The organism is Streptomyces sp. NPDC005302 (genome assembly GCF_040607345.1).
Classification (GTDB): Bacteria; Actinomycetota; Actinomycetes; order Streptomycetales; family Streptomycetaceae; genus Streptomyces.
The window spans coordinates 1-26,316 of the sequence record NZ_JBEXGN010000011.1; the positions used below are offsets into that span (position 1 = coordinate 1).

The 26,316-nt window shown below is 71.1% G+C and carries 23 protein-coding genes and 1 pseudogene; 8 read left to right on the forward strand and 16 right to left on the reverse strand.

Going from position 1 to position 26,316, the window contains the following annotated elements:
- The 4 genes from ABZT74_RS18270 to ABZT74_RS18285 form a co-directional block, all read left to right on the forward strand.
- Positions 1 to 1,551 (forward strand): HAMP domain-containing sensor histidine kinase (locus tag ABZT74_RS18270; RefSeq protein ID WP_356436136.1); only part of this gene is annotated, 1,551 nt, incomplete at its 5' end.
- On the forward strand, positions 1,548 to 2,264 hold the full coding sequence (locus tag ABZT74_RS18275) for a hypothetical protein (RefSeq protein WP_356436138.1): 717 nt from the start codon (positions 1,548 to 1,550) through the stop codon (positions 2,262 to 2,264). The genes ABZT74_RS18270 and ABZT74_RS18275, both read left to right, overlap by 4 nt.
- 64 nt (positions 2,265 to 2,328) lie before the next feature.
- The gene (locus ABZT74_RS18280; RefSeq protein WP_356436140.1) at positions 2,329 to 2,880 is read left to right on the forward strand and encodes a VanZ family protein; all 552 of its coding nucleotides are present in this window, start codon (positions 2,329 to 2,331) and stop codon (positions 2,878 to 2,880) included.
- Between the two features lie 112 nt (positions 2,881 to 2,992).
- The gene (locus ABZT74_RS18285) at positions 2,993 to 3,196 is read left to right on the forward strand and encodes a PspC domain-containing protein (protein ID WP_355880418.1); all 204 of its coding nucleotides are present in this window, start codon (positions 2,993 to 2,995) and stop codon (positions 3,194 to 3,196) included.
- 131 nt (positions 3,197 to 3,327) lie between these two features.
- On the opposite strand, the gene ABZT74_RS18290 is transcribed toward ABZT74_RS18285, so the two are convergent.
- Together ABZT74_RS18290 and ABZT74_RS18295 are read right to left on the reverse strand one after the other, a co-directional pair.
- Positions 3,328 to 3,681, reverse strand: coding sequence for an ATP-binding protein (locus ABZT74_RS18290; RefSeq protein WP_355880421.1), 354 nt, complete (start codon positions 3,679 to 3,681; stop codon positions 3,328 to 3,330).
- 135 nt (positions 3,682 to 3,816) lie between these two features.
- Positions 3,817 to 4,971 (reverse strand): adenosine deaminase, encoded by a 1,155-nt coding sequence (locus ABZT74_RS18295; RefSeq protein WP_356170949.1) that lies wholly within the window; start codon positions 4,969 to 4,971, stop codon positions 3,817 to 3,819.
- A 113-nt stretch (positions 4,972 to 5,084) separates the two neighbouring features.
- Here ABZT74_RS18295 and ABZT74_RS18300 point away from each other — a divergent pair, with 113 nt between their 5' ends.
- A complete protein-coding gene (locus ABZT74_RS18300; RefSeq protein ID WP_356170951.1) occupies positions 5,085 to 5,846 on the forward strand; it encodes an alpha/beta hydrolase in 762 nt (253 codons plus the stop codon).
- A gap of 24 nt (positions 5,847 to 5,870) precedes the next feature.
- Here ABZT74_RS18300 and ABZT74_RS18305 read toward each other — a convergent pair whose 3' ends face one another.
- On the reverse strand, positions 5,871 to 6,833 hold the full coding sequence (locus tag ABZT74_RS18305) for a LysR substrate-binding domain-containing protein (RefSeq protein ID WP_356170954.1): 963 nt from the start codon (positions 6,831 to 6,833) through the stop codon (positions 5,871 to 5,873).
- 63 nt (positions 6,834 to 6,896) lie between these two features.
- Between ABZT74_RS18305 and ABZT74_RS18310 the strand changes: the two genes are divergently transcribed.
- Entirely contained in the window at positions 6,897 to 8,183 is a 1,287-nt protein-coding gene (locus tag ABZT74_RS18310; protein ID WP_356170956.1) for an MFS transporter, read from the forward strand.
- Between the two features lie 208 nt (positions 8,184 to 8,391).
- A complete protein-coding gene (locus ABZT74_RS18315; protein ID WP_356170959.1) occupies positions 8,392 to 9,465 on the forward strand; it encodes a sigma-70 family RNA polymerase sigma factor in 1,074 nt (357 codons plus the stop codon).
- Between the two features lie 39 nt (positions 9,466 to 9,504).
- Here ABZT74_RS18315 and ABZT74_RS18320 read toward each other — a convergent pair.
- Positions 9,505 to 9,744, reverse strand: a pseudogene (locus ABZT74_RS18320) (STAS domain-containing protein); the annotation flags it as partial.
- 167 nt (positions 9,745 to 9,911) lie between these two features.
- On the opposite strand from ABZT74_RS18320, the gene ABZT74_RS18325 reads away from it, so the two are divergent.
- The gene (locus ABZT74_RS18325; RefSeq protein WP_355880439.1) at positions 9,912 to 10,832 is read left to right on the forward strand and encodes an AEC family transporter; all 921 of its coding nucleotides are present in this window, start codon (positions 9,912 to 9,914) and stop codon (positions 10,830 to 10,832) included.
- A 105-nt stretch (positions 10,833 to 10,937) separates the two neighbouring features.
- Here the strand turns inward: ABZT74_RS18325 and ABZT74_RS18330 are convergent, their stop codons facing one another.
- The 12 genes from ABZT74_RS18330 to ABZT74_RS18385 form a co-directional block, all read right to left on the reverse strand.
- The gene (locus ABZT74_RS18330; protein ID WP_356171244.1) at positions 10,938 to 12,221 is read right to left on the reverse strand and encodes a thymidine phosphorylase; all 1,284 of its coding nucleotides are present in this window, start codon (positions 12,219 to 12,221) and stop codon (positions 10,938 to 10,940) included.
- Positions 12,222 to 12,312: 91 nt separating this feature from the next.
- Positions 12,313 to 12,726: a cytidine deaminase gene (locus ABZT74_RS18335; RefSeq protein ID WP_356170962.1), complete on the reverse strand. Its 414-nt coding sequence runs from the start codon at positions 12,724 to 12,726 to the stop codon at positions 12,313 to 12,315.
- Entirely contained in the window at positions 12,723 to 13,988 is a 1,266-nt protein-coding gene (locus ABZT74_RS18340; protein WP_356170965.1) for an ABC transporter permease, read from the reverse strand. The genes ABZT74_RS18335 and ABZT74_RS18340 overlap by 4 nt, the downstream gene beginning before the upstream one ends.
- A complete protein-coding gene (locus ABZT74_RS18345; protein WP_355880448.1) occupies positions 13,985 to 15,106 on the reverse strand; it encodes an ABC transporter permease in 1,122 nt (373 codons plus the stop codon). Before ABZT74_RS18345 ends, ABZT74_RS18340 begins: the two co-directional genes overlap by 4 nt.
- The gene (locus tag ABZT74_RS18350) at positions 15,106 to 16,797 is read right to left on the reverse strand and encodes an ABC transporter ATP-binding protein (RefSeq protein ID WP_355880557.1); all 1,692 of its coding nucleotides are present in this window, start codon (positions 16,795 to 16,797) and stop codon (positions 15,106 to 15,108) included. The genes ABZT74_RS18345 and ABZT74_RS18350 overlap by 1 nt, the downstream gene beginning before the upstream one ends.
- A 243-nt stretch (positions 16,798 to 17,040) precedes the next feature.
- Positions 17,041 to 18,090 carry a BMP family ABC transporter substrate-binding protein gene (locus ABZT74_RS18355; RefSeq protein ID WP_356170968.1) on the reverse strand — a complete coding sequence of 350 codons (1,050 nt, stop codon included), beginning with the start codon at positions 18,088 to 18,090 and terminating at the stop codon, positions 17,041 to 17,043.
- A 311-nt stretch (positions 18,091 to 18,401) separates the two neighbouring features.
- Entirely contained in the window at positions 18,402 to 19,454 is a 1,053-nt protein-coding gene (locus ABZT74_RS18360) for a BMP family ABC transporter substrate-binding protein (RefSeq protein WP_356170971.1), read from the reverse strand.
- Positions 19,455 to 19,808: 354 nt separating this feature from the next.
- Positions 19,809 to 21,029, reverse strand: a complete 1,221-nt coding sequence (locus ABZT74_RS18365) for a M20 family metallopeptidase (protein ID WP_356171246.1) — start codon at positions 21,027 to 21,029, stop codon at positions 19,809 to 19,811.
- Positions 21,030 to 21,483: 454 nt separating this feature from the next.
- Positions 21,484 to 22,563 (reverse strand): hypothetical protein, encoded by a 1,080-nt coding sequence (locus tag ABZT74_RS18370; RefSeq protein WP_356436143.1) that lies wholly within the window; start codon positions 22,561 to 22,563, stop codon positions 21,484 to 21,486.
- 38 nt (positions 22,564 to 22,601) lie between these two features.
- Positions 22,602 to 23,537 carry an N-acetylneuraminate synthase family protein gene (locus tag ABZT74_RS18375; protein WP_355880460.1) on the reverse strand — a complete coding sequence of 312 codons (936 nt, stop codon included), beginning with the start codon at positions 23,535 to 23,537 and terminating at the stop codon, positions 22,602 to 22,604.
- Between the two features lie 13 nt (positions 23,538 to 23,550).
- A complete protein-coding gene (locus ABZT74_RS18380; protein ID WP_356170976.1) occupies positions 23,551 to 24,858 on the reverse strand; it encodes an N-acylneuraminate cytidylyltransferase in 1,308 nt (435 codons plus the stop codon).
- Between the two features lie 76 nt (positions 24,859 to 24,934).
- Positions 24,935 to 26,248: a DUF6716 putative glycosyltransferase gene (locus ABZT74_RS18385; RefSeq protein ID WP_356436145.1), complete on the reverse strand. Its 1,314-nt coding sequence runs from the start codon at positions 26,246 to 26,248 to the stop codon at positions 24,935 to 24,937.
- Positions 26,249 to 26,316 lie beyond the last annotated feature (68 nt).

The window sequence follows — 26,316 nt, forward strand, 5'->3', positions numbered from 1 at the left end:
GCCGCGGCACGCAGGGCACTCCTGTCCGGCCTGCGCTTCACCAGTCTGCGGCTGCGCCTGGTCGTGGTGTTCGGGCTCGTGGCGCTCACCGCCGCGGTCTCGGCGTCGGGCATCGCGTACTGGCTGAACCGCGAGGCCGTGCTGACGCGTACGCAGGACGCCGTGCTGCGCGACTTCCAGCAGGAGATGCGCAACCACGCGAGCATGCTCCCCGTGCACCCCGCGCAGGACGAACTCCAGCGCACGGCCGTGCAGATGGCGAACAGCAGCCAGCGGTTCAGTGTGCTGCTGGTCGCCGAGGACGAGACCGGGAAGACGGTCGTCGGCAACTCCGAGCTGGACACCTTCACCCTGGAGGACGTGCCCGCGTCCCTCCAGAAGGCGGTGGCCAAGAAGCAGTCGCTCTCCTCGAACAACACGTCGGCCTACCACCTGTACTGGCAGCGGATCACCGACCACGACAAGCCGTACCTGGTGGGCGGCGCGCGGGTGATCGGCGGCACCACGACCGGCTACATGCTCAAGTCGCTGGAGCCGGAGGCGAAGGACCTCAACTCGCTGGCCTGGTCGCTGGGGATCGCGACGGGGCTGGCCCTCATCGGCTCGGCGCTGCTCGCCCAGGCCGCCGCGACCACGGTCCTCAAGCCGGTGCACCGGCTGGGCATCGCGGCCCGCCGGCTCGGCGAGGGCAAGCTGGACACCCGGCTGCGGGTCTCCGGCACGGACGAACTCGCCGATCTGTCACGGACGTTCAACCACACCGCGGAGGCGCTGGAGAAACGCGTGGCCGACATGAGCGCGCGCGACGAGGCGTCCCGGCGCTTCGTGGCCGACATGTCCCACGAACTGCGGACCCCGCTCACGGCGATCACCGCGGTGACGGAGATCCTCGAAGAGGAGCTGGACGCGGAGACCGGCAGCGTGGACCCGATGATCGAACCGGCCGTCCGGCTGGTCGTCAGCGAGACCCGGCGCCTCGGCGACCTCGTGGAGAACCTCATGGAGGTGACCCGCTTCGACGCGGGCACCGCCCGGCTCGTCCTGGACTACGTGGACATCGCCGACCAGATCACCGCCTGCATCGACGCGCGGGCCTGGCTGGACGCCGTCGAACTGGACGCCGAGCGCGGCACCATGGCGCGGGTCGACCCGCGCCGCCTCGACGTGATCCTCGCGAACCTGATCGGCAACGCGCTCAAGCACGGCGGCTCGCCGGTCAGGGTGGCGGTACGGGTGGAGGGCGAGCACCTGGTCATCGCGGTGCGGGACCACGGCCCGGGCATCCCCGAGGACGTCCTGCCGCATGTCTTCGACCGGTTCTACAAGGCCAGCGCGTCCCGCCCGCGTTCCGAGGGCAGCGGCCTGGGTCTGTCCATCGCGCTGGAGAACGCGCACATCCACGGCGGCGGGATCACCGCGGCGAACTCGCCCGAGGGCGGTGCCGTGTTCACCCTGCGGCTGCCGCACGACGCGTCGGAGCTCCTCGACGACGGCCCGGGCGAGTCCAAGGACCCCGCGCTCGGCAACGGCACGGAAGGCACCTCCGGATGACCCCCGCCCCCGCCTCGGCATCCCCCGGCGGCCACGCTCCGCGCCCCGCGGTCCGCGCGTCGGCCACGGGCGCTCCGCCGCTCCCGCACCCCGCACGGCGGGCGCTGTCGGCGCGGGTGCGGCCCTGGCTGGCGCTGCCGCTGCTGGCCGCGCTGCTCACGGGGTGCGGAATCCGGTCCACGCAGGTCCCCACCGACTTCGGACCCGCTCCCTCCCGCGTCCCCTGCGCGCTGTCCGGCCAGGACACGGCCGGCCAGTCCTCGGACGGGGTGCCCGTCCAGGTCTTCCTGATCTGTTCGGCGCAGCTGGTCACCGTGGACCGGTCGGTGCGCATCCCCGACGGCACGGCGGAGGCGGCGCGGCGCGTCCTGGTGGCCCAGGGCCTGCTCGACGAACTCGCCGAGACACCGTCGACGCCGGAACAGCAGGCGCGGTACTCGACGGACGTACGCGGCGGCATGACGGTCGGCGGGCCGCGCGGCCGGGATCCCGAGGACACACTGCGGCTGAGCACCTCGCCCGCGGACCTCACCCCGACGGCCCTCGCGCAGATCGTCTGCACGTTCTCCGACTCGGCCGCGGCGCGGGACGACGGCACCGTCGTCCTCGGCGGTCCGGCACCCGGCGCGCTGCGCACGTACACCTGCACGCCCGAGGTGCGTTCCTCGCCGGGGAGCGCGTCCCCGGGGTCGACGGCGGTCGAGGGCTCGTGAGGCGGCCCGGGGTGAAAATCCCGGCCCCGGAACCGATCGTGCCGGACCCCGCGTCTTGGGGGGCGTGCAGCGTCTTGGTTCAGACGGCGGAAGTGCCGTCACCCGCGTCCGTGTGGCAGGAGGTGTCCTCCTCGTCGCACACCTCGCCCTCGTCGCCTGGATCACTCTGCGCCCGCTGGACGTCCCCTGGGTGAGTGCCGCCAATCTGCGGCCGTTCGCCGGCATCAGAGCCGACCTGGCGCTGGGCCCGGAGACGGCGGTCCGCCGGCTCGCCGCGGGGCTCGGGCTGCTCGCCCCGCTGGGGGTGCTGCTTCCGCTGACGGGCGGCAGGCTCGCGGTCTCCAGGCTGGGTTCGCTGCTGCGGACGATCGCCGCGGGCACCTTGCTGTCACTGGGCATAGAGCTGCTGCAGACCGGGGTTCCCGGCCAGGTCGTCGACATCGACTCGATCCTGCTGAACACCCTCGGCGTGGCCCTCGCGCATCTCGCGGTCGTACCCGCCGTGCGCGCCGGGATCCGTCGCCGGGCGGAGACACGGCACCGTTCGACCGTCCTCCGGGAGGACCCCGCTCAGGGTCTGACCCCGACGATTCCCAGGGTCGGCATCGCTCCGTAGAGCGACGCTTCGCCCTCCTTCGTCCCCGTACCGTGGAAGGCATCGGTGAACGCGCCGATGACGACGGAGCCCGGCCCGCCCGGACTCCACGACGGTTCGCGAAGGAGCCACCATGACCGCCCTCGCCCGCCCCACGAACGGCCGCATGATCGGCGGAGTCTGTGCTGCGCTGGCACGGCGCTTCGGCACCTCCGCGACCACGATGCGCGTCATCTTCGTGGTGTCCTGCCTGCTCCCCGGCCCGCAGTTCCTGCTCTACATCGTGCTGTGGATCCTCTTCCCCTCCGAGGACAAGGCCTCCCGCACCGCCTGGTGACCCGGCCGGCACCCGGCCCGCGGACGGCGAACGCCGGTGGGGCGCACCCTCGTCGGGTGCGCCCCACCGGCGTTCGCGCAGCAGAAAGACCCCGGACAGGCGGGGAAGGGGGCCGGATCTGCCGGGGGGGGTCAGCCCAGCGGAATCCCGTTCACCGGCAGGCCGTGCGTGGGCAGGCCCTGGACGGGCAGGCCACCGAGCAGTCCGGCAACGGGCGCGGCGGGCCCGTCGGCGAGCAGTCGGGCGGCGGCGGGCTGCGCGGCGGCGACACCCGCGCCGAGCGCGTTCTGACCCTGGGTGAGCGCCTCACCGGCGCCGGGCAGCGCCTTGGCGACGTTCTCGGCGGGCAGCGTCCGGGTGACGGTGTCCAGCGCCGAGGAGGCGTCCGGCACGGCCGGGGCGGCGTTCGCGGCGCCCGCGCCGGCGGCGGCGAATGCGGCGCCGAGAGCGGCGACACCGAGGGTCTTGGCAGCAGACTGCTTCATTTTGAATGCGTCCTTGGAGACGGGGATGTGAGCGGTCCAGAACCGTAAACACGCAAACCCGCGGTCCGCAAACATCAAAAAGCGGCCGAGTCATGGAGAAGAAGTGAAGACCCGGCCGCTTTCCATTCGCTCAGATCAGGCCTGATCTCCGAGAGAACCGCTGGTCGAGGCGGTCTGCTGGAACAGCCATTCGGACTTGAGTTCTGCATATCCGGGCTTGATCACGTCATTGATCATGGCGAGTCGTTCATCGAAAGGAATGAATGCTGACTTCATAGCATTGACAGAGAACCACTGCATGTCGTCGAGCGAATAACCGAACGCTTCGACAAGATGCTCGAATTCCCGGCTCATGCTCGTCCCCGACATCAGCCTGTTGTCCGTGTTGACCGTGGCGCGGAAGTGCAGCCGTCGCAGCAGCCCGATCGGGTGCTCGGCGTACGAGTCGGCGGCGCCGGTCTGGAGGTTGGAGCTCGGGCACAGCTCCAGCGGGATGCGCTTGTCCCGGACGTAGGAGGCGAGACGCCCGAGTTCCACCGAGCCGTCCTCGCGCACCTGGATGTCGTCGATGATGCGGACGCCGTGGCCGAGCCGGTCGGCGCCGCACCACTGGAGGGCCTGCCAGATGGACGGCAGCCCGAACGCCTCACCGGCGTGGATCGTGAAGTGGTTGTTCTCGCGCTTGAGGTACTCGAAGGCGTCGAGGTGCCGGGTGGGCGGGAACCCGGCCTCGGCGCCGGCGATGTCGAAGCCGACGACGCCCAGATCGCGGTAGCGGTTGGCGAGTTCGGCGATCTCCAGGGCACGGGCCGCGTGCCGCATCGCGGTGAGCAGGGCGCCGACCCGGATGCGGTGGCCGTTCTCCCGGGCCAGCCGCTCCCCTTCCCGGAAGCCCTCGTTGACCGCCTCGACGACCTCTTCGAGGGTGAGCCCGCCTTCGAGGTGCTGCTCGGGCGCGTACCGCACCTCGGCGTACACGACGCCGTCCTCGGCGAGGTCCTCGGCGCACTCGCGGGCCACGCGCACCAGCGCGTCGCGGGTCTGCATGACGGCGCAGGTGTGGGCGAAGGTCTCCAGGTACCGCTCCAGCGACCCGGAGTCGGCGGCCTCGCGGAACCAGAGGCCGAGCTTGTCGGCATCGGTCTCGGGGAGGTTCGAGTAGCCCGATTCCTGGGCGAGTTCGACGATCGTCCCGGGGCGCAGGCCCCCGTCGAGATGATCGTGCAGCAGGACCTTGGGTGCCCGGCGGATCTGTTCCGAGCTCGGGGTGTTCCGGATCTGGCTCGTCATTTCCGCACTGTAGCCCCTACGCGCGTAGAACTCCTGTCGCGCGGATCCGTCGATACGTAACGGTGACCGTGCGGACGGGTGGCGTACACCGATGCTTCTGACACTGTTCTGTCATGGCACAGCAAGCGACGCCGGTTCGGATGGCCCGGCTGGGGAGGGCGCTCGGCCCGGAGCCGAGGTCGGTCAGCGGAGTGGTTCTGCTGCTCCCGGGCGGCGAGGAGACCTCGGCCCGCAGACCCTCCCCCATGATGGCGGCCGCCTCCGTCCGCGCGATGGGCCGCAGGCTGGCCCGCGCGGGACGGACGGAAGGCCTGGTCACGCACGTGGTGCACTACCGGGTTCGCGGCTGGAACGGCAGCGAGGCCGATCTGGCGGGCGACGCGTCCTGGGCCGCGGACGAGGTCGTACGCCGCTACGGGGACGTCCCCGTGTGCCTGGCCGGCATCGACATGGGCGCCCGGGCCGCTCTGCGCGCGGGCGGGCACACCGCCGTCAACTCCGTGCTGGCGCTGGCCCCCTGGCTGCCCGAGGAGGATGTCGCCGCACCACCCGAACCGGTGAAACAACTGGTCGGCCGCCGGGTGCTGATCGTGCACGGCACCAACGACGAGCGCACCGACCCGGAGTTGTCCTTCCGGTTCGCGGCGCGCGCGAAGAAGGCCAACCGCGACATCTGCCGCTTCGAGGTCCACTCGGACGGGCACGCGCTGCACCAGCACCGGCACGAAGTCCTCTCCCTGGCCGAGGACTTCGTGCTGGGGTCGCTGTTCGGCCACTCGTTCTCCCGGCCCGTCGAGGACGCGTTCGCCGCGCCGCCGCCGCTGGGCCTGCGGATGCCGCTCGCGTCGGGCTTCGGACAGTCGCTGCGCCGGTAGGGGCCGTGCGCGGAGCGCGCCGGGTCAGTCGGGCAGCAGGCGGCCCCGGCGGGACAGCAGGAACTTCTTGAACGCGGCCACCGGCGGGGTGTCCGGGTGTCCGTCGAGCCAGGCGACGCCGATCTCGCGGACGGCGCGTGGGGCGGTGACCGTCAGTTCGACAACTCCCGGTCGGGCGACGGCCGGTGGCGGCAGCAGGGCGACACCGAGGCCGGCGGCGACCAGGCCGCGGAGCGTCTCCGCCTCCTCCCCCTCGAAGGCGATGCGCGGCCGGAACCCGGCCTCCTGGCAGAGGTCGTCGGTGATCCGGCGCATCCCGTAGCCGGGCTCCAGGGTCACGAAGCTCTCCTCGGCGGCCTCGGCGAGGCGGACACGCTTGCGGGCGGCGAGCGGATGGTCGGCCGGTACGACGAGCCGCAGCTTCTGCTCGTCGAGACGGCGGCCCACCAGGTCGGGCGCGTCCGGCACCGGCGAGGTGAGGCAGAGGTCCAGTTCGCCGGAGCGCAGCCGCTCCAGCATCGCCTCCCCGTAGTTCTGCACGAGGCTGAAGCGCACCCGCGGATGGTCGGCGCGGAAGGCCCGGATCAGGCCGGGCACGGTCTCGGAACCCATCGTGTGCAGGAAGCCGAAGGCGACCTTGCCGGTGGCCGGGTCGGCGTCCGCGCGGACCTCGTCGGCGGCACGCTCGATCTCCGCGAGGGCACGCTCCACGGAGGACAGGAAGGTGCGGCCCGCCGGCGTCAGCGACAGGGTCCGGCCGCGGCGCGCGAACAGGTCGACGCCCAGGTCCTGTTCGAGCCGGACCAGCGACCGGGAGAGCGTGGACTGGGGGACCTGCATCTCCTGCGCGGCGCGGGTGACGTGCTCGGTGCGGGCGACGCCGGCGAAGTGCGCGAGCCGCGGGGCGAGCACGGCGGCCATGTTCCCGATGTCTTCTGTGTCACTGAACGGTGACAGGTGAGCCTCTGACCTCTGCTGATGCGCCATGGGAACGATTATGACGATTCCATGCATTGGACGGATGAACGGCGGGGTCCTTAGGTTCGGAGCATGCCTTCCGCCAGTACCGGGGCGTCCACCACGGTGGCCGCCACCCCGTCAGTCCCGAACACCGACACCACCGACTCCCGTCTGGCCCCCGGCGGGCCCGGCTACCGCCGGATGAGCTTCGCGCTCTTCCTCGCGGGTGTCGCGACCTTCGCGCTCCTCTACTCCACGCAGGCCCTCCTCCCGCTCGTCTCCGCGGACTTCGCGGTGAGCGCGAGCCGGGCGAGCTGGACGGTCTCGGCGGCGACCGGCGGACTGGCCCTGTTCGTCCTCCCGATGAGCGCCCTGTCGGAGCGCTTCGGACGACGTACGGTGATGACGGCGTCCCTGGCGGTGGCGGTGACCGTCGGTCTCCTCGTGCCCTTCGCGCCGTCGATCGGCGCGCTGATCGCCCTGCGGGCCGTGCAGGGCGCGGCCCTCGCGGGGCTCCCGGCGTCGGCCACGGCGTATCTCGCGGAGGAGGTCCGCCCCAAGGCGCTGATCACCGCGATCGGCCTGTTCGTCGCGGGCAACAGCGTGGGCGGCATGAGCGGCCGGGTGATCACCGGCTGGGTCGCCCAGGAGTGGGGCTGGCGGGTGGCCGTCGCCGTGATCGGACTGATCGCCGTGGCCTGCGCCGTCGCCTTCCGCATGCTGCTGCCCGCGCCCCGGCACTTCGCGCAGGGCTCGCTGCGGCCCCGGGTGCTGGCCCGCACGGTGCGCGACCACCTCGCGAATCCGCTGCTGCGCCGGCTGTACGCGATCGGCGCGCTGTTCATGATGGTGTTCGGCGGGGTGTACACGGTCATCGGCTACCGCCTGACCGAGGCCCCCTTCTCGCTCCCCCAGGGCATCGTCGGTTCGATCTTCCTGGTGTACCTGGTCGGCACGGTGTCCGCGTCGACGGCGGGCCGGCTGGTCGGCAGGGTCGGCCGCCGCGGCTCGCTGTACCTGGCGGGCGGGACCACGACGGCCGGACTGCTGCTCTCCCTCGGGGACTCCCTGGTCCTGGTCCTGCTGGGCCTCGTGCTGATCACGGCGGGCTTCTTCGCGGGGCACGCGGTCGCCTCCTCGTCGGTGAGCCACACCGCGCAGCACGGCCGGGCGCAGGCGTCGGCCCTCTACCAGTCCGCGTACTACATCGGCTCCAGCGCGGGCAGCACGCTCGGCGCGGTCGCCTTCCACGCGGGCGGCTGGGCGGGCACGGTCGTCATGGGACTGCTCGCGGTGCTCGGGGTCGTCTCGATCACCGTGGCCGGCTCGCACGCAGCGCGCGCCGCGGCCCGCCGGGCCCCCGCTCTCGCGCACTGAGGACCCGCCGGGCGCCGGCTCTCGCGCGCCGAGAGCCCGCCGCGCGCCGGTTCGCGCCCGCCGGCACCGGAAATCGGTCTCCGGCACCACCCCTTCGAGCTGCGGGTTTCCCCGCTCCGCACGCCATTGTCAGTGGGCTGCGGTAGCTTCCGAAGTGCCGGCGCAACGAGGCGCGGGACGGGAAACAGGCCACAGGGGTGGGTTGGCTATGAGCGAGGGCACGGCGACGACGGCAGACCTGGACGTCCGGCTGGAGAAGCACCGGGTCGAGCTGACCGGGTACTGCTACCGGATGCTCGGCTCCTCCTTCGAGGCCGAGGACGCGGTGCAGGACACGATGGTCCGCGCCTGGCGCAGTTACGACAAGTTCGAGGGCCGCTCCTCGATGCGGTCCTGGCTGTACCGCATCGCGACGAACGTCTGCCTGGACATGCTCAACGCGGGCAACCGCAGAGCGCGCCCGATGGATCTCACGGCCCCGTCACCGCTCGCCCAGGCGGCGCTCACCCCCCGCGCGGACAACACCTGGCTGGAGCCGATGCCCGACGCCCGTGTGCTGCCCACGACCGGTGACCCGGCGGAGGCCGCGGTCGCCAAGGAGTCGGTGCGCCTCGCCTTCATGGCGGCCCTCCAGCAGCTCCCGCCCAAGCAGCGGGCCGTGCTCATCCTGCGCGAGGTCCTCGCGTGGCGGGCGAGCGAGGTCGCCGAGCTGCTCGGCACGACGGTCGCGTCGGTCAACAGCGCGCTCCAGCGCGCCCGCGCGACCCTCGCGGAGAGCGAGGGGGAGGGCGCGGACGCCGCCACCTCGGACCCGCTCGACGAGGAGCAGCAGAAGCTCCTGGAGCGCTATGTGGCGGCCTTCGAGGGCTATGACATGACGGCGCTGACGGCGCTCCTCCACGAGGACGCGATCATGACGATGCCGCCGTTCGACCTGTGGCTGCGCGGCACGTCGGACATCACCGGCTTCATGACGACACTCGGCGCCGCCTGCGCGAACTCGCGGCTGATCCCGGTCGAGGTGAACGGCCTGCCGGGCTTCGCCCACTACAAGCCGGACGAGGAAGCCGGCGGCTACGTCCCCTGGGCGGTGCAGGCGCTGGAGATCTCAAAGGGCCGCATCACCGGGTTCCACTGCTTCCTCGACACCGCACGCTGGTTCCCGCTGTTCGGGCTCCCCCTCCGCCTGGAGGGACCCGAGGAGGTCGCGGCACTCTCGGCCTCCCCGGTCCGGGGCGCCGCCGGTGGAGGTGTCGAAGCGGAGGCCGACCAGGTCGAGTAGGGCGCGCAGGGCGGGGTCGGGGTCCTTCAGCCGTATCCGGCCCCCGGCCCGCCGGGCCGTGAGTTCCAGCCGGGCCAGCGCGTCGACGGCGGCGAGGCCCGGCGGCCCGAGGCCCGCGACATCGCAGACCACGACGCCGCCCCCGGCCGCCTCCAGCCGTGCGCGGACGTCGTCGCAGAGCCGGGGCACCTCGTCGCGGGTGACGAGTCCTGGCAGCACGAGTACGGCGGGTGTCGCGGAATCCACAGTCAGTAGACCGTCCGGGGGCTCGGAACTCATCGCGGGCGGGACGGCCCGTCCCGGCCCCCCGCGGCGACCGTGCGCCGGTGCGCCCCGCGCAGATCACATTGACCTGCGCCCAGCCTTCCCCGTTGGGTTGGGTGTATGTCCCACGAACCGGCGCCTCCCGCGATACCCGACGGCCTCCTGCCCGCGAAGGGGACGCCGTGCAGGGGGTGCTGACGGGCTTCGCCGTGATCGCCGTGGTCATCGGCGTCGGGTATGTGATCGGGCGGCGCGGTCACCTCGGGGACAACGGCCGGGAGGTGCTGACGAAGCTCGCCTTCCATGTGGCCTCGCCCGCGCTGCTGTTCACGACGCTCGCGCAGGCCGACCTGTCGGTCGTCTTCTCCGGCCGACTGCTGGTGACGGCGATGAGCACGGCCGCGGCGGCCGGGGTGTTCGTCGCGGTGGGGGTCGTACGCCGCTGGGGCCTCGGCCGGACGACGATCGGCGCGCTCTGCTCCAGCTACGTCAACTCCGGCAACCTCGGCATCCCGATCGCCGTGTACGTGCTGGGCGATGCCTCGCTGGTGGCGCCCGTGCTGCTGTTCCAGCAGATCATGGTGACGCCGATCGCGCTGACCGTGCTCGACCTGTCCGGGGAGGGCGACAAGGGGCCGTTGTGGCGGCGGCTGATCACTCCGCTGCGCAACCCGATCGCGGTCGGCTCACTGAGCGGTGTCGTGGTGTCGGCGACCGGTCTGCGGGTGCCGGGGCCCGTTCTCGATCCGCTGCAACTGATCGGCGGGATGTCGGTGCCCGCCGTGCTGCTGGCGTTCGGGATCTCGCTGTGCGGCAGCAGCCTGCCGGGCCGTGGCGCCGACCGGGCCCCGGTCCTGCTGTCCGTGGCGCTGAAGGCGGTGGGCCAGCCGCTGGCCGCCTGGGCGCTGGCCGTCGGCGTGTTCGGACTGCACGGCGCCCCGCTGCTCGACGTGGTGGTCACCTCGGCACTTCCCGCCGCGCAGAACCTGTTCACGTACGCCTCGCGCTACCGGGTCGGCGAGACACTGGCCCGCGAGTCGGTCCTGCTCTCGACGGTCGCGGCCGTACCGGTGCTCGTGGTGGTGGCGGCGTTGCTGGGGTGAGACGGGGCGCCGGCCCGGTGCCCTCGCGGTCGGCTCAGCTCTGGGTGCCGAACGGGACCGGTGGAGGTTCACCGGTCCCGTTCACCCGCATGAGGAAACCGCAGGTCAGGCGATACGTTCCAGCACGACGGGGGACGCCTTGAACTCCGTGCCCGCCGGGGCGATGTCGTAGGAGCCCTCGGTCGCCTGGAGCGCGTAGTCGAAACGGTCCGGGGTGTCCGTGTGCAGGGTGAACAGCGGCTGGCCCGCGGTCACCGTGTCGCCCGGCTTGGCGTGCAGCTCGACGCCGGCGCCGGCCTGCACCGGGTCCTCCTTGCGGGCGCGTCCGGCACCGAGGCGCCAGGCGGCGATGCCGATGTCGTACGCGTCGAGGCGGGTGAGCACACCGGAGGCCGTGACGGTCACGACGTGCTGCTCGCGGGCGACGGGCAGCGCGGCGTCCGGGTCGCCGCCCTGCGCGGCGATCATGCGGCGCCACACGTCCATCGCGGAGCCGTCGGCGAGCGCCTTCGCCGGGTCGGCGTCCTTCACACCGGCCGCGTCGAGCATCTCGCGCGCGAGGGCGATGGTGAGCTCGACGACGTCGGCCGGGCCGCCGCCGGCGAGGACCTCGACCGACTCGCGGACCTCCAGCGCGTTGCCCGCGGTGAGGCCGAGCGGCGTGGACATGTCGGTGAGGAGCGCGACGGTCCGCACCCCGTGGTCGGTGCCGAGGCCGACCATCGTGGAGGCGAGTTCGCGGGCGTCCTCGATGGTCTTCATGAAGGCGCCGGAGCCGACCTTCACGTCGAGGACGAGCGAGCCGGTGCCCTCGGCGATCTTCTTGGACATGATCGAGGACGCGATCAGCGGGATCGCCTCGACGGTGCCGGTCACGTCACGCAGTGCGTAGAGCTTCTTGTCGGCCGGGGCGAGCCCGTCGCCGGCGGCGCAGATGACCGCGCCGGTGGTGTCGAGGACGTGCAGCATCTCCTCGTTGGAGAGCAGGGCGCGCCAGCCCGGGATCGACTCCAGCTTGTCCAGGGTGCCGCCGGTGTGGCCGAGGCCGCGCCCGGACAGCTGCGGCACCGCCGCGCCGCACGCGGCGACGAGCGGGGCCAGCGGGAGGGTGATCTTGTCGCCGACGCCGCCCGTGGAGTGCTTGTCGGCGGTCGGGCGGGACAGGGACGAGAAGTCCATGCGCTCGCCCGAGGCGATCATCGCGGCCGTCCAGCGGGCGATCTCACGGCGGTTCATGCCGTTGAGCAGGATCGCCATGTTGAGGGCGGCCATCTGGTAGTCGGCGACCTCGCCCCGGGTGTAGGCGTCGATGACCCAGTCGATCTGCCCGTCGCTGAGTTCGGCACGGTCCCGCTTGGTACGGATGACGGAGACGGCATCCATGGACATGGCAGACATGGCGGACATGACTTTCCTTCCGAAAGATGAGCGGCCCCGCCCCGTGACCGGTCGGTCGCGATCGGGGCGGGGCCGCACGGCGTTACTGGCGGAGATGCGCGGGGCCGAAGGCCTGCGGCAGCATCTCGGAGAGGGGCAGGAGACCGGCCGGTGTCTCCAGCACGAGATCGGGGCCGCCGAACTCGAACAGCAGCTGGCGGCAGCGTCCGCACGGGACGAGGATCTCGCCCCGCCCGTCGACACACGTGAAGTGCGTCAGCCGGCCGCCGCCGGTGTTGCGCAGCTCGGAGACCAGACCGCACTCGGCACACAGCGAGAGGCCGTAGGAGGCGTTCTCGACGTTGCAGCCGGAGACGGTGCGGCCGTCGTCGACGCGGGCGGCGGCGCCGACCGGGTAGCCCGAGTAGGGGGCGTACGCGCGGTTCATCGCCGCGCGTGCCACCTCCCGCAGCTGCTCCCAGTCGACGTGCGCGGAGTCCGCTCCGGCGGTGGTCACTTGCCCTGCCCCTTGCGGTACGGCAGGCCGTCCGCCTTCGGCATGCGCAGGCGCTGGGCCGAGAGCGACAGGACGAGCAGGGTGATGACGTACGGCGTGGCGGAGACGATCTGGTTCGGCACCTCGTTGGTCAGGGAGTACCAGAGGAACACGAGCACGCCGACGACCAGGGTGATGACCGCGGAGACGTACTTCTTCTTCACGGTCAGCCAGATCGCGCCGATGAGGAGCAGGATCGCGCCGAGCAGCAGCAGGGCGTGGACGTTCTCCGAGCCGCCGCGCAGGTTGAGGCTGTCGGTGTAGCCGAACAGGCCCGCGCCGAGGGCGAGGCCGCCCGGCATCCAGTTGCCGAAGATCATCGCGGCGAGACCGATGTAGCCGCGTCCGCTGGTCTGGCCCTCCAGGTAGAAGGGGTTGGCCACGATGGAGAGGAAGACGCCGCCGAGGCCGGCCAGACCGCCGGAGATGATCACGGCGAGGTACTTGTACTTGTAGACGTTCACACCGAGCGACTCGGCCGCGACCGGGTTCTCACCGCAGGACCGCAGGCGCAGGCCGAACGAGGTGCGCCACAGGATCCACCAGGTGCCGGGGATCAGCGCGATGGCGATCAGGGTCAGCCAGGACACGTTGGTGACGAGGCCGCCGAGCAGGCCCGCGATGTCCGAGATGAAGAACCAGCCCTTGGAGTTCAGGGTGGTCAGCCAGTCGGAGAGCCCTGGCACCGTGAAGTGGCCGAGGGAGTCGACCGGCGGGGACTGCTTGGCCGAACCGCCCTGGACGCCCTCGAAGGCGAGCGGGGAGAGGTAGCGGGTGGCGCCGAGCGCCAGGATGTTGATGGCCACACCGGAGACGATGTGGTTGACATTGAAGGTGACCGTGATGATCGCGTGCAGCAGGCCGCCGATGCAGCCGCCGATGATGCCGACCAGGACACCGGTCCAGGGGCCCCACTGGTAGCCGGCCCAGGCGCCGAACCAGGTGCCGAGGATCATCATGCCCTCGAGGCCGATGTTGACCACGCCGGAGCGCTCGGCCCACAGACCGCCGAGACCGGCGAGGCCGATCGGGACGGCCAGCTGCAGTGCGGTCGACATCTGGCTGACGTTGGTGATGCCGTCGGCGCCGGTGATGATGCGGACGATCGAGGTCAGCGCCAGGCCGCCCGCGATCACCAGCAGGAGGACGGGAAGCGACATCCGGCGGCCGGTGGGAGCCGCGGGCTGCAGCGTGGGCTGGTTGACGTCGGTTGCGGTGGTCATCGGCCAGCCACCTCCTTCTGGGTGTTGTCGGTGGCGAGGGCGTTGCCCGCGGCGAGTTCCGCGCCGACGCGGCGCTGCTGGCGGCGCAGACCCCACTCGCGCACGGACTCGTAGGAGACGACGACGGCGATCACGATCAGGCCCTGCATGATGACCGCGATCTCCTTGTCGTACCCGTGGAAGTCGAGTTCGGGAGACGCCTTGTCGAGCCAGGCCCACAGCAGCGCCGCGAAGGCGATCCCGACGGGGCTGTTGCGGCCGAGCAGCGCGATGCCGATGCCGAGGAAGCCGATACCGGTCGGGAAGTTGAGGCTGTACGTGTGGGTGTCGCCGAGGAGGATCGGCAGGCCCGCGAGACCGGCGATGCCGCCGGAGACGAGCATGGCGGTGAGCACCATGCGCTTGGGGTCGACACCGCTGGCCGCGGCGGCGGACTCGGAGGCGCCGGAGGCGCGCAGGTCGAAGCCGAAGCGGGTGCGGTTGAGGACGATCCAGTAGCCGATGCCGAGGACGGCGGCGAGGATGACGAGGCCGTAGATCTCGCCCGACTCGCCCATGTCGAACCCGGGGACCCAGCCGGACTTGTGCATCTCGCCGGTGGTGTTGTTGTTGCCGAGCTTGACGCCGAAGACGTCGGGCAGCCACAGGTAGGCGATGACGGAGGTCGCGATCGCGTTGAGCATGATCGTCGCGACGACCTCGCTGACTCCGCGGGTGACCTTGAGGACACCGGCGATACCGGCCCAGAAGGCGCCGGTGCAGACGGCGGTCAGGATCAGCAGCGGCACCTGGAGCACGGCCGGCAGCGCGACGTGCGCGCCGACGATCGCGGCCATCATGGCGGCGAGCTGGTACTGGCCGTCGACACCGATGTTGAAGAGGTTCATCCGGAAGCCGATGGCCACCGCCAGCGCCGCGATGTAGTACAGCGACGCCTGGTTGATGATCAGGACCTGGATGTCGGAGAACGTCGCCTGCTGGAACATGATCGAGTACGGCTCGAACGGGCTCTTGCCCGAGGCGAGCAGCACGACCGAGGTCAGCGCCACGGCGACGACGAGCGCGATGACCGGTCCGGCCACCCCGAGGAGCAGGCGCTCCTTGTCGAACTTCTTCATCAGCGGGCCTCGTCTTCCGGGGCGTCTGCCGGAGTGTCGGTGTGCTCGTCGAGCTCGGCCGCTTCGGCGAGCTCCTCGTTCTCCAGATGGCCGGAGGCGGCGCCGGTCATGGCCGAGCCGAGCTCCTCCGGGGTGATGGTCGCGGGGTCTGCGTCGGCGACCAGCTTGCCGTTGTAGATCACCCGGAGGGTGTCGGACAGGCCGATCAGCTCGTCCAGGTCGGCGGAGATCAGCAGGACGGCGAGTCCCTCGCGGCGCGCCGCGCGGATCTGGTCCCAGATCTGCGCCTGCGCGCCGACGTCCACACCGCGGGTGGGGTGGGCGGCGATCAGGAACTTCGGCTTGTGGCTCATCTCGCGGCCGACGATCAGCTTCTGCTGGTTGCCGCCGGACAGCGAGGCCGCCGTGACGTCGATGCCGGGCGTGCGCACGTCGTACTGCTCGACGATGCGGCGGGTGTCGTTCTGGGCGCCCTTGATGTCGAGCCAGATGCCCTTGGCGTTGGGCTTCTCGGTGACGTGCCCGAGGATGCGGTTCTCCCACAGCGGCGCTTCCAGGAGGAGGCCGTGGCGGTGGCGGTCCTCGGGGATGTAGCCGATGCCGCCCTCGCGGCGCTTGCGCGTCGACCAGGAGGTGATGTCGTCGCCCGTGAAGCGGATGACCCCGGTGTCGGCGGCCTTGAGGCCGATCAGCGCGTCGATGAGCTCGGTCTGGCCGTTGCCCTCGACACCTGCGATGCCCATCACCTCACCGGCGTGGATGGTGAAGGAGACGTGGTCGAGGACGAGCCGGACGGTGCCGCGCTCCACCTCGTCCATCAGCAGGCTCGCCGAGCCCTTGCCGAGCGACACCGAGCCCTTGGCGAGCACGGTCAGGTCCTCGACCTCGATCACGGCCTGGTCGGTGACCGTCGACTCGGATGTCTCGGGGGTGGGCAGTTCGCTGCCGACCATCAGCTCGGCGAGCTGGCGGGGGCTCGTCTCGGAGGGCACGGCGGTGCCGACCGTCGTACCGCGCCGGATGACGGTGATGTCGTCGGCGACGGAGAGGACCTCGCCGAGCTTGTGCGAGATGAAGATGACCGAGAGGCCCTCGGACTTGAGCTCGCGGAGGTTGTCGAAGAGCGCGTCGACCTCCTGCGGCACGAGGACCGCGGTCGGCTCGTCCAGGATGAGGATGCGGGCACCGCGGTAGAGGACCTTGAGGATCTCGACACGCTGGCGGTCGGCGACACCGAGTTCCTCGACGAGGACGTCGGGGCGGACACCGAGGCCGTAGCGCTCGGAGAGCTCCACGATCTTGCGGCGGGCCTTGCCGCCGATGCCGTACAGCTTCTCGCTGCCGAGGACGACGTTCTCGAGGACCGTGAGGTTGTCGGCCAGCATGAAGTGCTGGTGGACCATGCCGATGCCGCGGACGATGGCGTCGGCGGGCGAGGAGAAGGTGACCTGCGCACCGTCGACGGCGATGGTCCCCTCGTCCGGCTTCTGCATGCCGTAGAGGATCTTCATCAGCGTCGACTTGCCGGCGCCGTTCTCGCCGACCAGGGCGTGCACGGTGCCCTTGCGGACGCTGAGGTGGATGTCGTGGTTGGCCACGACACCCGGGAACCGCTTGGTGATCCCGGCGAGTTCGACGGCGGTCGCCTGACCGTCGACCGCGTCGGCCGGAGGGCTGCTGGACGCGTTGATGGCGCACTCTCCTGAGGGAAAGGGGGTCGTCTACGCGCGTAGCGCCCCTACGGCAACGAAAGGGGCCACGCGCCGCGAGAACGGGATACGGGGAGCCAGACTCCTCGTATCCCGTTGAGCGGACGTAACCCCACGGTTACCAAGCGGGTCCGGGGCGGTACGGGCCGCATCGCGTGCCTGACGACACGGAGGCGGACCCACACCTTCCCGGAACCGCATTGGCTGCTCCTGAGGTCTTGCTCGTCAGCTGGACTTGACCTTGATCTCGCCGCTGATGATCTTCTCCTGGGCCGCCTTGACGGCGTCCTGGATCGCGGTGTTGCTCTTGAACTCCGGGTTGGAGTCGGCCAGACCGACCTCACCCGACTTCAGATCGCCACGAACGATACCGCTCTCCGGCTTACCGTCCTTGACCGACTTAGCCACGCTGTAGACCGCCTTGGCGACGTCCTTGGTGGCCGAGGTCAGGATCGAGTCCTTGTACTTGGCGAGCGCGCCCTGCTTGTACTGGTCGGAGTCGACGCCGATCGCCCAGACCTTGTGGGCGGACGCCGCCTCGATGACACCCTGACCGGACAGACCGGCCGCCGCGTAGACGACGTCGGCCTTCTTCTCTATCTGGCCCTCGGCGGCCGTCTTGCCCTTGTCGGGGCTGGAGAAGCCACCCTCCTGGGCCGTCTGGGTCAGGTACTGGGAGAGGACCTTCACGCCGGGCTTGGTGTCCTTGACGCCCTGCTCGAAGCCGGCCTCGAACTTGTGGATGAGGGGAACGTCCACCCCGCCCACGAAGCCCACGGTGTCGGTCTTGGTGGCCTTGGCGGCCGCGACACCGGCGAGGTAGGAGGCCTCCTGCTCGGAGAAGACCAGGTCCGCGACGTTCTTCGCCGTGACGGTGGAGTCGTCGACGATGCCGAAGGTGGTCTTCGGGTACTTCGCGGCGGCGGCCTTGACGGCCGGGCCGTAGGCGTAGCCGATGCCGACGACCGGGTTGTAGCCCTGCTTGGCCAGCGAGACGAGACGCTGCTCCTTGTCCGCGTCCGTCTCGCCGTCCGTGGGCTCGACGTCGGCGGTCTCGTACTTGAACTCGGCCTTGGCCTGCTTCAGACCCTCGAACGCGGCGTCGTTGAAGGACTGGTCGCCCTTGCCACCGACGTCGTACGCGATGGCGAGACCCTTGTCGCCCTTGCTGTCCGAGGACGAGCTGGAGGTCGAGGTGCCGCCACAGGCGGAGAGGGCGAGGGCGAGAGAGGCGGTCGCAGTACCTGCGAGCGCGATGCGGGTAACCCGGCGCATTCGTTGTGCTCCTGTCGTACAAGCGCCTGACGGTTCAGCTTCGGCGCTGGCTTCGCCGCAGATTAACGCGCGTAGACCAACTAGAAAACCCCTTCTGTCCACCTTGTTATGCGGCTGTGCCCGACGACACCCGCCGACGGACCCGGGGCTTGCCGACCGCAAAGACACGGTGGCTATGGGTGACCCCGGGAGAGCACGACGGAGCGGGCGGGCACCTGGGGTGCCCGCCCGCTCCGTGACGTCGTCCGCTTCCGGGTGCCGGGCGAGGGCGGCGGGTCCGGCCCGCCGCGACACGTCCGACGCCCGGTCGGCTACTCGGTCTTGACCTTGATGGTGCCGTCGACGATGGCCGCCTTGGCCTTGGCCACGGCGTCGGTGAGACCGGCGATCTCCGCCATCTTCGGGTTGCTGTCGGCGAGGCCGACACCGTTCACCTTGAGGTCGAAGGTCTGCGTACCGGTCAGCGGCTTGCCGTCGTGGACCGACTTGGCCAGCGTGTACACGGCGCCGCCGACGTCCTTGAGCGCGGAGGTCAGGATGGCGTCCTTGTACTTGGCGAGCGCCCCCTGCTTGTACTGGTCGGAGTCGACGCCGATGGCGTACTTGCCGGCCTTCGACGCGGCCTCGATGACACCCTGACCGGACAGGCCGGCGGCGGCGTAGATCACGTCGGCGCCCTTCTCCAGCTGGCCCTCGGCGGCGGCCTTGCCCTTGTCGGGGCTGGAGAAGCCACCCTCCTCGGCGGTCTGGGTCAGGTACTGCGAGAGGACCTTCACGCTGGGCTTGGTGTCCTTGACGCCCTGCGTGTAGCCGGCCTCGAACTTGTGGATGAGGGGAACGTCCACGCCGCCCACGAAGCCCACCGTGTTGCTCTTGGTGGCCTTGGCCGCCGCGACACCGGCGAGGTAGGAGGCCTCCTGCTCGGAGAAGACCAGGGAGGCGACGTTCTTGCCCGCCACGACCGAGTCGACGATGCCGAAGGTGGTCTTCGGGTACTTCTTGGCGACGGCCTCCAGCGCGGGACCGTAGGCGAAGCCGATGCCGACGACCGGGTTGTAGCCCTGCTTGGCGAGCGACGACAGGCGCTGCTCCTTGTCGGCGTCCGTCTCGCCGTCGGTGGGCTCGATGTCGGCCGTCTTGTAGCCGAACTCCTTCTTCGCCTTCTCCAGACCGGAGAACGCGGCGTCGTTGAAGGACTGGTCGCCCTTGCCGCCGACGTCGTACGCGATGGCGAGGCCCTTGGCGTCCTTGCTGCTGTCGCTGCTGCTGCCGCTGTCGTTGCTGGTGCCGCCGCAGGCCGTGGCGGCGAGTGCGAGCGACGCGACCCCCACCGCGACGCGGGTCAGGCTGGCTATCCGACGCATCTGAAGCTCCCCATTCTCCAAAGCCCCGCAGTGGGTGCTGAGTTCGGCGCACATTAACGCGCGTAGACCATCCAGGGAACGGGGTTCCGCGTGGCCGTTATCCATTCGTGCCGATGGCCGGTTACGTCCTTGTGAACCACGGGACCGAAAGGTGCGTTTGGGGATGCAGCGCCCACCAGGACCGTCACGCGGCGCACCCGGAGAGGAGAGCCCGCGTGACGGAGCGAGGGGTTCCGCTCCACGACGTGACCGCTGACATGTGACTGAAAGCCACGCGCTGTCACGTGGCGTGACAACACGCTACGCCGGGGAGTCGAAGGGCGCGACCGGAGCCGTCGGACGCGCCCGCCGGCCTCAGATCAGCTCGTCCAGGAGGGCCGCCGCGGTGAACATCTCCACGCCGACCGTGATCGCGTGCTCGTCCGCGTCGAAGTCGCCCCGGTGCAGGTCGCGGGTGGTGCGGTCGCCCGGCGTGCGGACCCCGAGGCGGGCCATCGCGCCCGGCACGTGCTCCAGGTACCAGGAGAAGTCCTCGCCGCCGAGGCTCTGCTCGGTGTCCTCGATGGACTGCGCGCCGCGCCGGGCGGTCATCGCGTCACGGAGCAGGTCGGTGACGGCCGGGTCGTTGACCACCGGCGGGACGCCCCGGATGTAGTTGATCTCGGATTTGGCCCGGTAGAGGTTGGCGATCTCGTCGATGGCCGCGTGCACGAGGTCGGGCGCGGCGCGCCAGGCGTCCAGATCCAGGCAGCGCACGGTTCCGGACAGCTCGGCGTGCTGCGGGATCACGTTGCAGGCGTGGCCCGACTCGATGCGTCCCCAGGTCACCGCGAGCCCGCTGCGGGCGTCCACGCGCTTGCCGACGAGCGCCGGCACATCGGTGATCACGCGCGCGGCGGCGGTGACGAGGTCGGTGGTCAGGTGGGGGCGTGCGGTGTGGCCGCCCGCGCCGTCCAGGGACACTTCCAGCCGGTCGCACGCCGAGGTGATGGCGCCGTGCCGCAGTCCGATGCGCCCCGCGTCGACCTTCGGGTCGCAGTGCACGCCGACGATCCGGCCGACGCTGTCGAGGACCCCCGAGTCGATCGCGTCCGGGGCGCCGCCGGGCAGCACCTCCTCGGCGGGCTGGAAGATCAGCCGCACGGGACGGGGCAGCAGGCCCTGGGCGTGCAGGTCGGCGAGGACGAGGCCGGCGCCGAGCACGACCGTGGTGTGGACGTCGTGACCGCAGGCGTGGGCGCGGTCGGGGACCGTGGAGCGGTACGCGCAGTCACTCTTCGTGTCCGGGATGGGGAGCGCGTCGATGTCGGCGCGCAGCGCCAGCCGGGGACGTACGTCGTCCGGGTCCCCGATGTCACAGATGAGGCCGGTCCCGATGGCGAGGACGCGCGGCGCGAGGCCCGCCTGCTCCAGGCGCGCCTTGATCGCGGCGGTGGTGCGGAACTCCTGGTTGCCGAGCTCGGGGTGCATGTGCAAGTCGCGTCGGAACGCCACGAGTTCGGCGCGCAGTGCCTCGGGCAGCGCGCCGGGGAGCAACGGTTCCCCGGGGAGATCGGCCTCGGACTCTCGGGACATCAGTTGGTTCACCCTTTGAAGGGTAGGGCGATCGGGCGGCCAACTAACCCACGATCAACAAAAGTTCAGCCCGTTAGGGGAAGAAAAACTGGCCGCGCGGCGCATGGCTGTCTTCGGGGATGGGTAAACTCGCCCGGCTTTTCGGACGTTTGGATCTTGGACGGGGCTGGTGACCGGCTGTGATCCGACTCGGCCGGGGGTCGCCCGCCGATCCGTACGGAGAGCACCCGGCGCGCCCGGGTCCCTCCCGTACCTGTTCTCCACGGTCTCACACGCGCGCGATCGATTTCCGGAGGCGTGGTCGAGGCACGGTCGCGCCGTCACCCTGTGTCACCTCGCCCGTGAGGACGGGTGACGAACGCGTCGAGCCCGGCGCGCAGGGCGCCGGGCTCGTGGTGACGTGCCGGTGACGTGACGTGACGTGCGGTGCGGGACCGGGCCCCGCTCCGGGGGGCTACACGGCGGACACCGCCGAGAGGCGGTGGACGTCGCGGGCCGTTCCCGTGACCCCCGAGAGGAAGCCCTGGGCGCGGGGCGAGGCGTTCTCCGTGAGCCAGCTCGGGTCGATGTCGCAGACCGCGACCCGCACGTCGGTGCCGACCAGGGCCAGCGGCAGCGTGTGCACGACCGTCGAGGGGAAGCTCAGGATGGTCCGCCCTATGGGACCGCGGCGGGCGATGAGTTCCAGCGGCAGGTCGGGACGGACGATCTCCAGGCCCGTCTCCACCGCCAGCCGGTGCAGTTTGTCGGCGCTCTCGCGGCGGTGCGCGAAGTAGCGGGTGGCGCCGTGCGCCTTGGCGAGCCCGCGGACCGCGTCCAGGTAGCGGTCCGGGTCGACGACACCCGTCTCGACGAGCGAGGTGCCCACGAGGTCCGCGCCCTTGGTGATGCGCGGCGGCCCGAACCGGGACCGGGTCCAGGAGAAGTCGTTGGCGGTGATCCGCACGCCGTCCGGTACGGAGGTGATCGGCATCGAGGAGAAGACCTCGACACTGCGCCGGCCGTTCGGCGTGAGCTTCCGGCGGGCCGCTCCGGACACGGGGGCGAAGAGCACGTCCCGCGGTCCGGGCCGGCCACCGCGCCGGTGCCAGCGCACCAGCCTTTCCCCGCCCGCGAGTTGGGCGACGAACTCCATCGTCGCCGTGCCGTCGTCGACCACGACCAGGTCCTGTGCCCTGGTGATGGTCAGCAGCAGCTGCACATACCGGGAGAACGGGTCTCCCATGACGATCCGCCGGGCCCGGCGCAGCATGGGCGCCAGTCCCCCGATGGTGTGGAAGGGCGCCGTGGTGCCGCCGCGCGCCTCCTCCCAGCGGACCGTGTGACCCTCGTCGCGGGCCAGCTCCGCCATCCGGCGGAGCTGACCGCGGGTCATCGGGTCGTTGGGAGAGAGGACGACGAGGGTGAACCCCGCGCCGGGCGCCGCGGCGTCGTGGGCCTGGGTGTGGGCCCACTCCAGCACGTTCAGGAGCTGTACCGGGCTCTCGACGAAGGCGAGAGTGTGGGAGCCGATGGATCCGGCGCGGGGGCTCATCGTCGTACGACCGTCCCGTCGTAAGGAGTTCAGGGCGTTCAGACCGAGACGGGCTCGCCCGCGGCCGCGGCGATCTCGGCCTCGGCGACGACGCCCGGGACACGGCGCAGCTTCTTCATCGGGCCGAGCTCCGACTCGTAGACCTTCTTGACTCCGTCACCGAGGGAGGCCTCGATGGTGCGGATGTCGCGGACGAGGCGGGTGAGGCCCTGCGGCTCGACGGAGGCGGCCTGGTCGGAGCCCCACATCGCGCGGTCGAGGGTGATGTGACGCTCGACGAAGGTGGCGCCGAGGGCGACCGCGGCGAGCGTGGTCTGCAGGCCCGTCTCGTGACCGGAGTAGCCGATCGGGACGTTCGGGAACTCGGCCTGGAGGGTGTTGATGACCCGGAGGTTGAGCTCCTCGGCCTGCGCCGGGTAGGTCGACGTGGCGTGGCACATCAGGATGTTGTCGCTGCCGAGGACCTCGACCGCGTGACGGATCTGCTTCGGCGTCGACATGCCGGTGGAGAGGATGACCGTGCGGCCGGTGCCGCGCAGGGCGCGGAGCAGCTCGTCGTCGGTCAGCGAGGCGGAGGCGACCTTGTGGGCCGGGACGTCGAACTTCTCCAGGAAGGCGACGGCCTCGGTGTCCCACGGGGAGGCGAACCAGTCGATGTTCTTGCTCTTGGCGTACTCGTCGATCTGGCGGTACTCGTCCTCACCGAACTCCACGCGGTGGCGGTAGTCGATGTAGGTCATGCGGCCCCAGGGGGTGTCGCGCTCGATGTCCCACTGGTCGCGCGGGGTGCAGATCTCCGGGGTGCGCTTCTGGAACTTGACGGCGTCGCAGCCGGCCTCGGCGGCCGCGTCGATGAGCTTGAAGGCGTTCTCCAGCTCACCGTTGTGGTTGATGCCGATCTCACCCACGACGTAGACGGGGTGGCCCGGGCCGGCGGTCTTCGAACCGAAGTTGCGCAGACGGGAGTTGCTCATGGTGAAACGTTCCTTACTTGTCGAGGGAGTCGAGAGAAGGGCCGAGGATCCAGCTGGCGATCTCTCGGATCGCGCCGTCGCCACCAGGGACGGTGGTGACCGCGCGTGCGGCGCCGCGCACGACGTCGTGGGCGCTCGCGACCGCCACCGGCCAGCCCACGAGGGCGAAGCAGGGGAGGTCGTTGACGTCGTTGCCGACATAGAGCACGCGCTCGGGCGCGATGCCCTGCTCCTCGCACCACTGCTTCAGTGCGAGGTCTTTCCGGTCGATGCCGTGCAGGACCGGGATCTTGAGCTTCCGGGCCCGGGCGGCGACGACCGGGTTCTGTTCCGTGGACAGGATCAGCATCGTCAGCCCGCTCTTGCGGAGGGCCGCGATACCGAGTCCGTCCCCGCGGTGCACGGAGACGAACTCCCGTCCGTCGGAGTCGATCAGCACCCTGTCGTCGGTCTGGGTGCCGTCGAAGTCGAGGACCACCGCGTCGATGTCGGCGGCGGTCGGGAGCGAACCGGGCCGGTTCGCGTCGAAGAGCGGCGCGAGGGCCCGGGCGCGGGCGAGGTCGTGCGGGTCGTCGATCTCCAGCACGCGGGCCGGGTCGGTGCGCACGAGTTCGGTGCGGCCGAAGAAGCGGTGCCTGGCCACGCGGAAGCCGGTGGCCTCCATGGCGTAGACGGCACCGGTCTCCAGCAGGTCCTGGGGACGGTCCTGGCGGCGCGGCCGGAAGGACTTGTCGTGGTTGATGCCGTAGCCGCCGCTGGTGACCGTGTCGGCGACGAGGGTGTCCGCGCCGCCCCCGACCGCCGTGCGGCCGCTGTCGGCGGTCACCGGGGCCGCGGGCTCGTCGTCGGCGTCCCGCCACACGAAGCCGTGGAAGGGCGCCACGGTCAGGGCGGTGTCGGCGCCGCCCGCGAGGATCGCGTCGACGACACCGTCCACGTCCTCGCGGATGATGAACGGGCTGGTGCACTGGACGAGCAGCACCACGTCGACCGGGGAGCCGTGCAGCGCCTCGTGGGCGTCCATGGCGTGCAGGACGGCGGCCTCGGAGGTGGCGGTGTCGCCGGCGATGGCGGCGGGCCGCAGCACGACCTCGGCGCCGGCCTGCCGGGCGGCGGCGGCGATGGCCTGGTCGTCGGTGGAGACCACGACGTCCGTCACGAGGCGGGCGGAGCGGCACTCGCGCACCGCGCGGGCCACCAGCGGGACACCGCCGACGGGGAGGAGGTTCTTCGCGGGCACGCCCTTGGAGCCGCCGCGCGCGGGGATCACCGCGAGCACGCGGCGCACCGGCGCGGGCCGGCCCGCTTCCGAGTTGGTCATGCGCTGTTCTCCTTGACGGGGGAGGCGAGAGAGGCGTGAGGGGCGGGGCGCCGGGCGCCGCCCGGTTCCGGGGCGGTCACAGGTCGCCCATCCGCCGGATCACCGGGGCGACGCGCTGGACGCCGTGGCGGTAGGCGCCGCGGGCGGCCCGGCGCACGATCTGCCGTACGGGGCTGGGCTCCCGGTCCGCCGCGGGGGCGCCGGGCAGCGGGCTGCCGTCCGGGCCGAGGTGGTGGCGGGCGAGGATGCCGGGCAGGTAGCCGGGCGCGGTGACGGGCGTGTAGTAGGGGGCGAGCGGCGGCAGCTTGTCCGCCTCCACCAGCTCGGTGATGCGCGTCCGGGCGGCGTCGAAGGCGGTCTCGTACGAGCCCTCGGCCGCGACGCCCTGCCGGGCGACCCAGGTGGCGTCGGGCACCGGGCGGTGCCCCTCGTCGAGCTGGTCCCAGGAGGCGAGGCAGCCGGATCCCACGAAGTGGTGGTTGCCGAGCGCCTCGCGCACCCCGAGGTCGCTGAGGACGACGGTGGGGATACGGCGGTGCAGGGACTCCAGGGCGGCCGTCGAGCTGATGGTGACCAGCAGGTCGGTGCGGTCGAGGACCTCGCCCATGTGCCCGTACACCAGGCGGAAGTTGGCCGGCGGGTCCGCCTTCTGCACCAGCTTCTGGTAGGGCAGTTCCTCGATGTGGGTGGTGTGTTCGCCCGGCTTGGAGCGCAGCTTGAGCAGGACCTCGCGGTCCGGGTGGAGCCGTGCGTGCCCGATCAGCCGGTCGAGCAGGTACGTACGGTCCCTGCGGTTCTCCGGTACGGAGGGCTGGGCGGCGAAGACGACCGTGTACGGGTCGTTCTCCGCGTAGTCGGCCCCGCCGAGGAAGGGCAGCGCGACCTCGGTCACCGACCCGGCGTCGGCGCCGACACCCTCGTACACGTCCCGGAAACGGTCCGCGTCCTGGCGGGAGTTGGCGAGGACCAGGTCGGCGCCGTGCCGCAGCAGCAGTCCGTCGGCGAGCTTCTCGTAGACGACGCCGACGTAGCCGGTGACGACCGCCGGCCGCTTCGTCCGTCCGTGCCACGCGCGGGCCAGGCCGTGCAGCACCGCCTGGACGGCACCGCCGACGAGGGCGAGGACGACCACGTCGTAGGTGTGGTCCTCCTTGCCCAGCTCCCGCAGGAACTCGACGGCGGTGACCTCGCGGAGGGAGTCCGCGCGGACGCCGACTTCTTCGAGCTGGCGGGCGGTCGGGGTGGCACGGCCGCGCAGGAGGAATCCGTCGAGGCGGACGTCCGACTCGGCCGGGGCGATGCGGGTCGCGGTGAGCGAACCCCATTTCCACCGGGTGTCGGAATCCGCGAGGACGGCCACCCGCAGGGACTTCGTGGTACTTGCTGGCACGTCCTAGACGTTAGGAAGCCATTTCGAGGAGCGGCCCAACCAGAATGCAACAAACGGTTAACAGCACA

Coding starts and splice junctions, on each gene's coding strand:
- ABZT74_RS18285 (WP_355880418.1), top strand. CDS start 2,993: ATGACCGCCCTCGCCCGCCCCACGAACGGCCGCATGATCGGCGGAGTC.
- ABZT74_RS18375 (WP_355880460.1), bottom strand. CDS start 23,537: ATGAGCAACTCCCGTCTGCGCAACTTCGGTTCGAAGACCGCCGGCCCG.
- ABZT74_RS18370 (WP_356436143.1), bottom strand. CDS start 22,563: ATGAGCCCCCGCGCCGGATCCATCGGCTCCCACACTCTCGCCTTCGTC.
- ABZT74_RS18380 (WP_356170976.1), bottom strand. CDS start 24,858: ATGACCAACTCGGAAGCGGGCCGGCCCGCGCCGGTGCGCCGCGTGCTC.
- ABZT74_RS18345 (WP_355880448.1), bottom strand. CDS start 15,106: ATGAAGAAGTTCGACAAGGAGCGCCTGCTCCTCGGGGTGGCCGGACCG.
- ABZT74_RS18340 (WP_356170965.1), bottom strand. CDS start 13,988: ATGACCACCGCAACCGACGTCAACCAGCCCACGCTGCAGCCCGCGGCT.
- ABZT74_RS18305 (WP_356170954.1), bottom strand. CDS start 6,833: ATGGCGCATCAGCAGAGGTCAGAGGCTCACCTGTCACCGTTCAGTGAC.
- ABZT74_RS18315 (WP_356170959.1), top strand. CDS start 8,392: ATGAGCGAGGGCACGGCGACGACGGCAGACCTGGACGTCCGGCTGGAG.
- ABZT74_RS18360 (WP_356170971.1), bottom strand. CDS start 19,454: ATGCGTCGGATAGCCAGCCTGACCCGCGTCGCGGTGGGGGTCGCGTCG.
- ABZT74_RS18295 (WP_356170949.1), bottom strand. CDS start 4,971: ATGACGAGCCAGATCCGGAACACCCCGAGCTCGGAACAGATCCGCCGG.
- ABZT74_RS18310 (WP_356170956.1), top strand. CDS start 6,897: ATGCCTTCCGCCAGTACCGGGGCGTCCACCACGGTGGCCGCCACCCCG.
- ABZT74_RS18275 (WP_356436138.1), top strand. CDS start 1,548: ATGACCCCCGCCCCCGCCTCGGCATCCCCCGGCGGCCACGCTCCGCGC.
- ABZT74_RS18365 (WP_356171246.1), bottom strand. CDS start 21,029: ATGTCCCGAGAGTCCGAGGCCGATCTCCCCGGGGAACCGTTGCTCCCC.
- ABZT74_RS18355 (WP_356170968.1), bottom strand. CDS start 18,090: ATGCGCCGGGTTACCCGCATCGCGCTCGCAGGTACTGCGACCGCCTCT.
- ABZT74_RS18300 (WP_356170951.1), top strand. CDS start 5,085: ATGGCACAGCAAGCGACGCCGGTTCGGATGGCCCGGCTGGGGAGGGCG.
- ABZT74_RS18330 (WP_356171244.1), bottom strand. CDS start 12,221: ATGTCCATGGATGCCGTCTCCGTCATCCGTACCAAGCGGGACCGTGCC.
- ABZT74_RS18290 (WP_355880421.1), bottom strand. CDS start 3,681: ATGAAGCAGTCTGCTGCCAAGACCCTCGGTGTCGCCGCTCTCGGCGCC.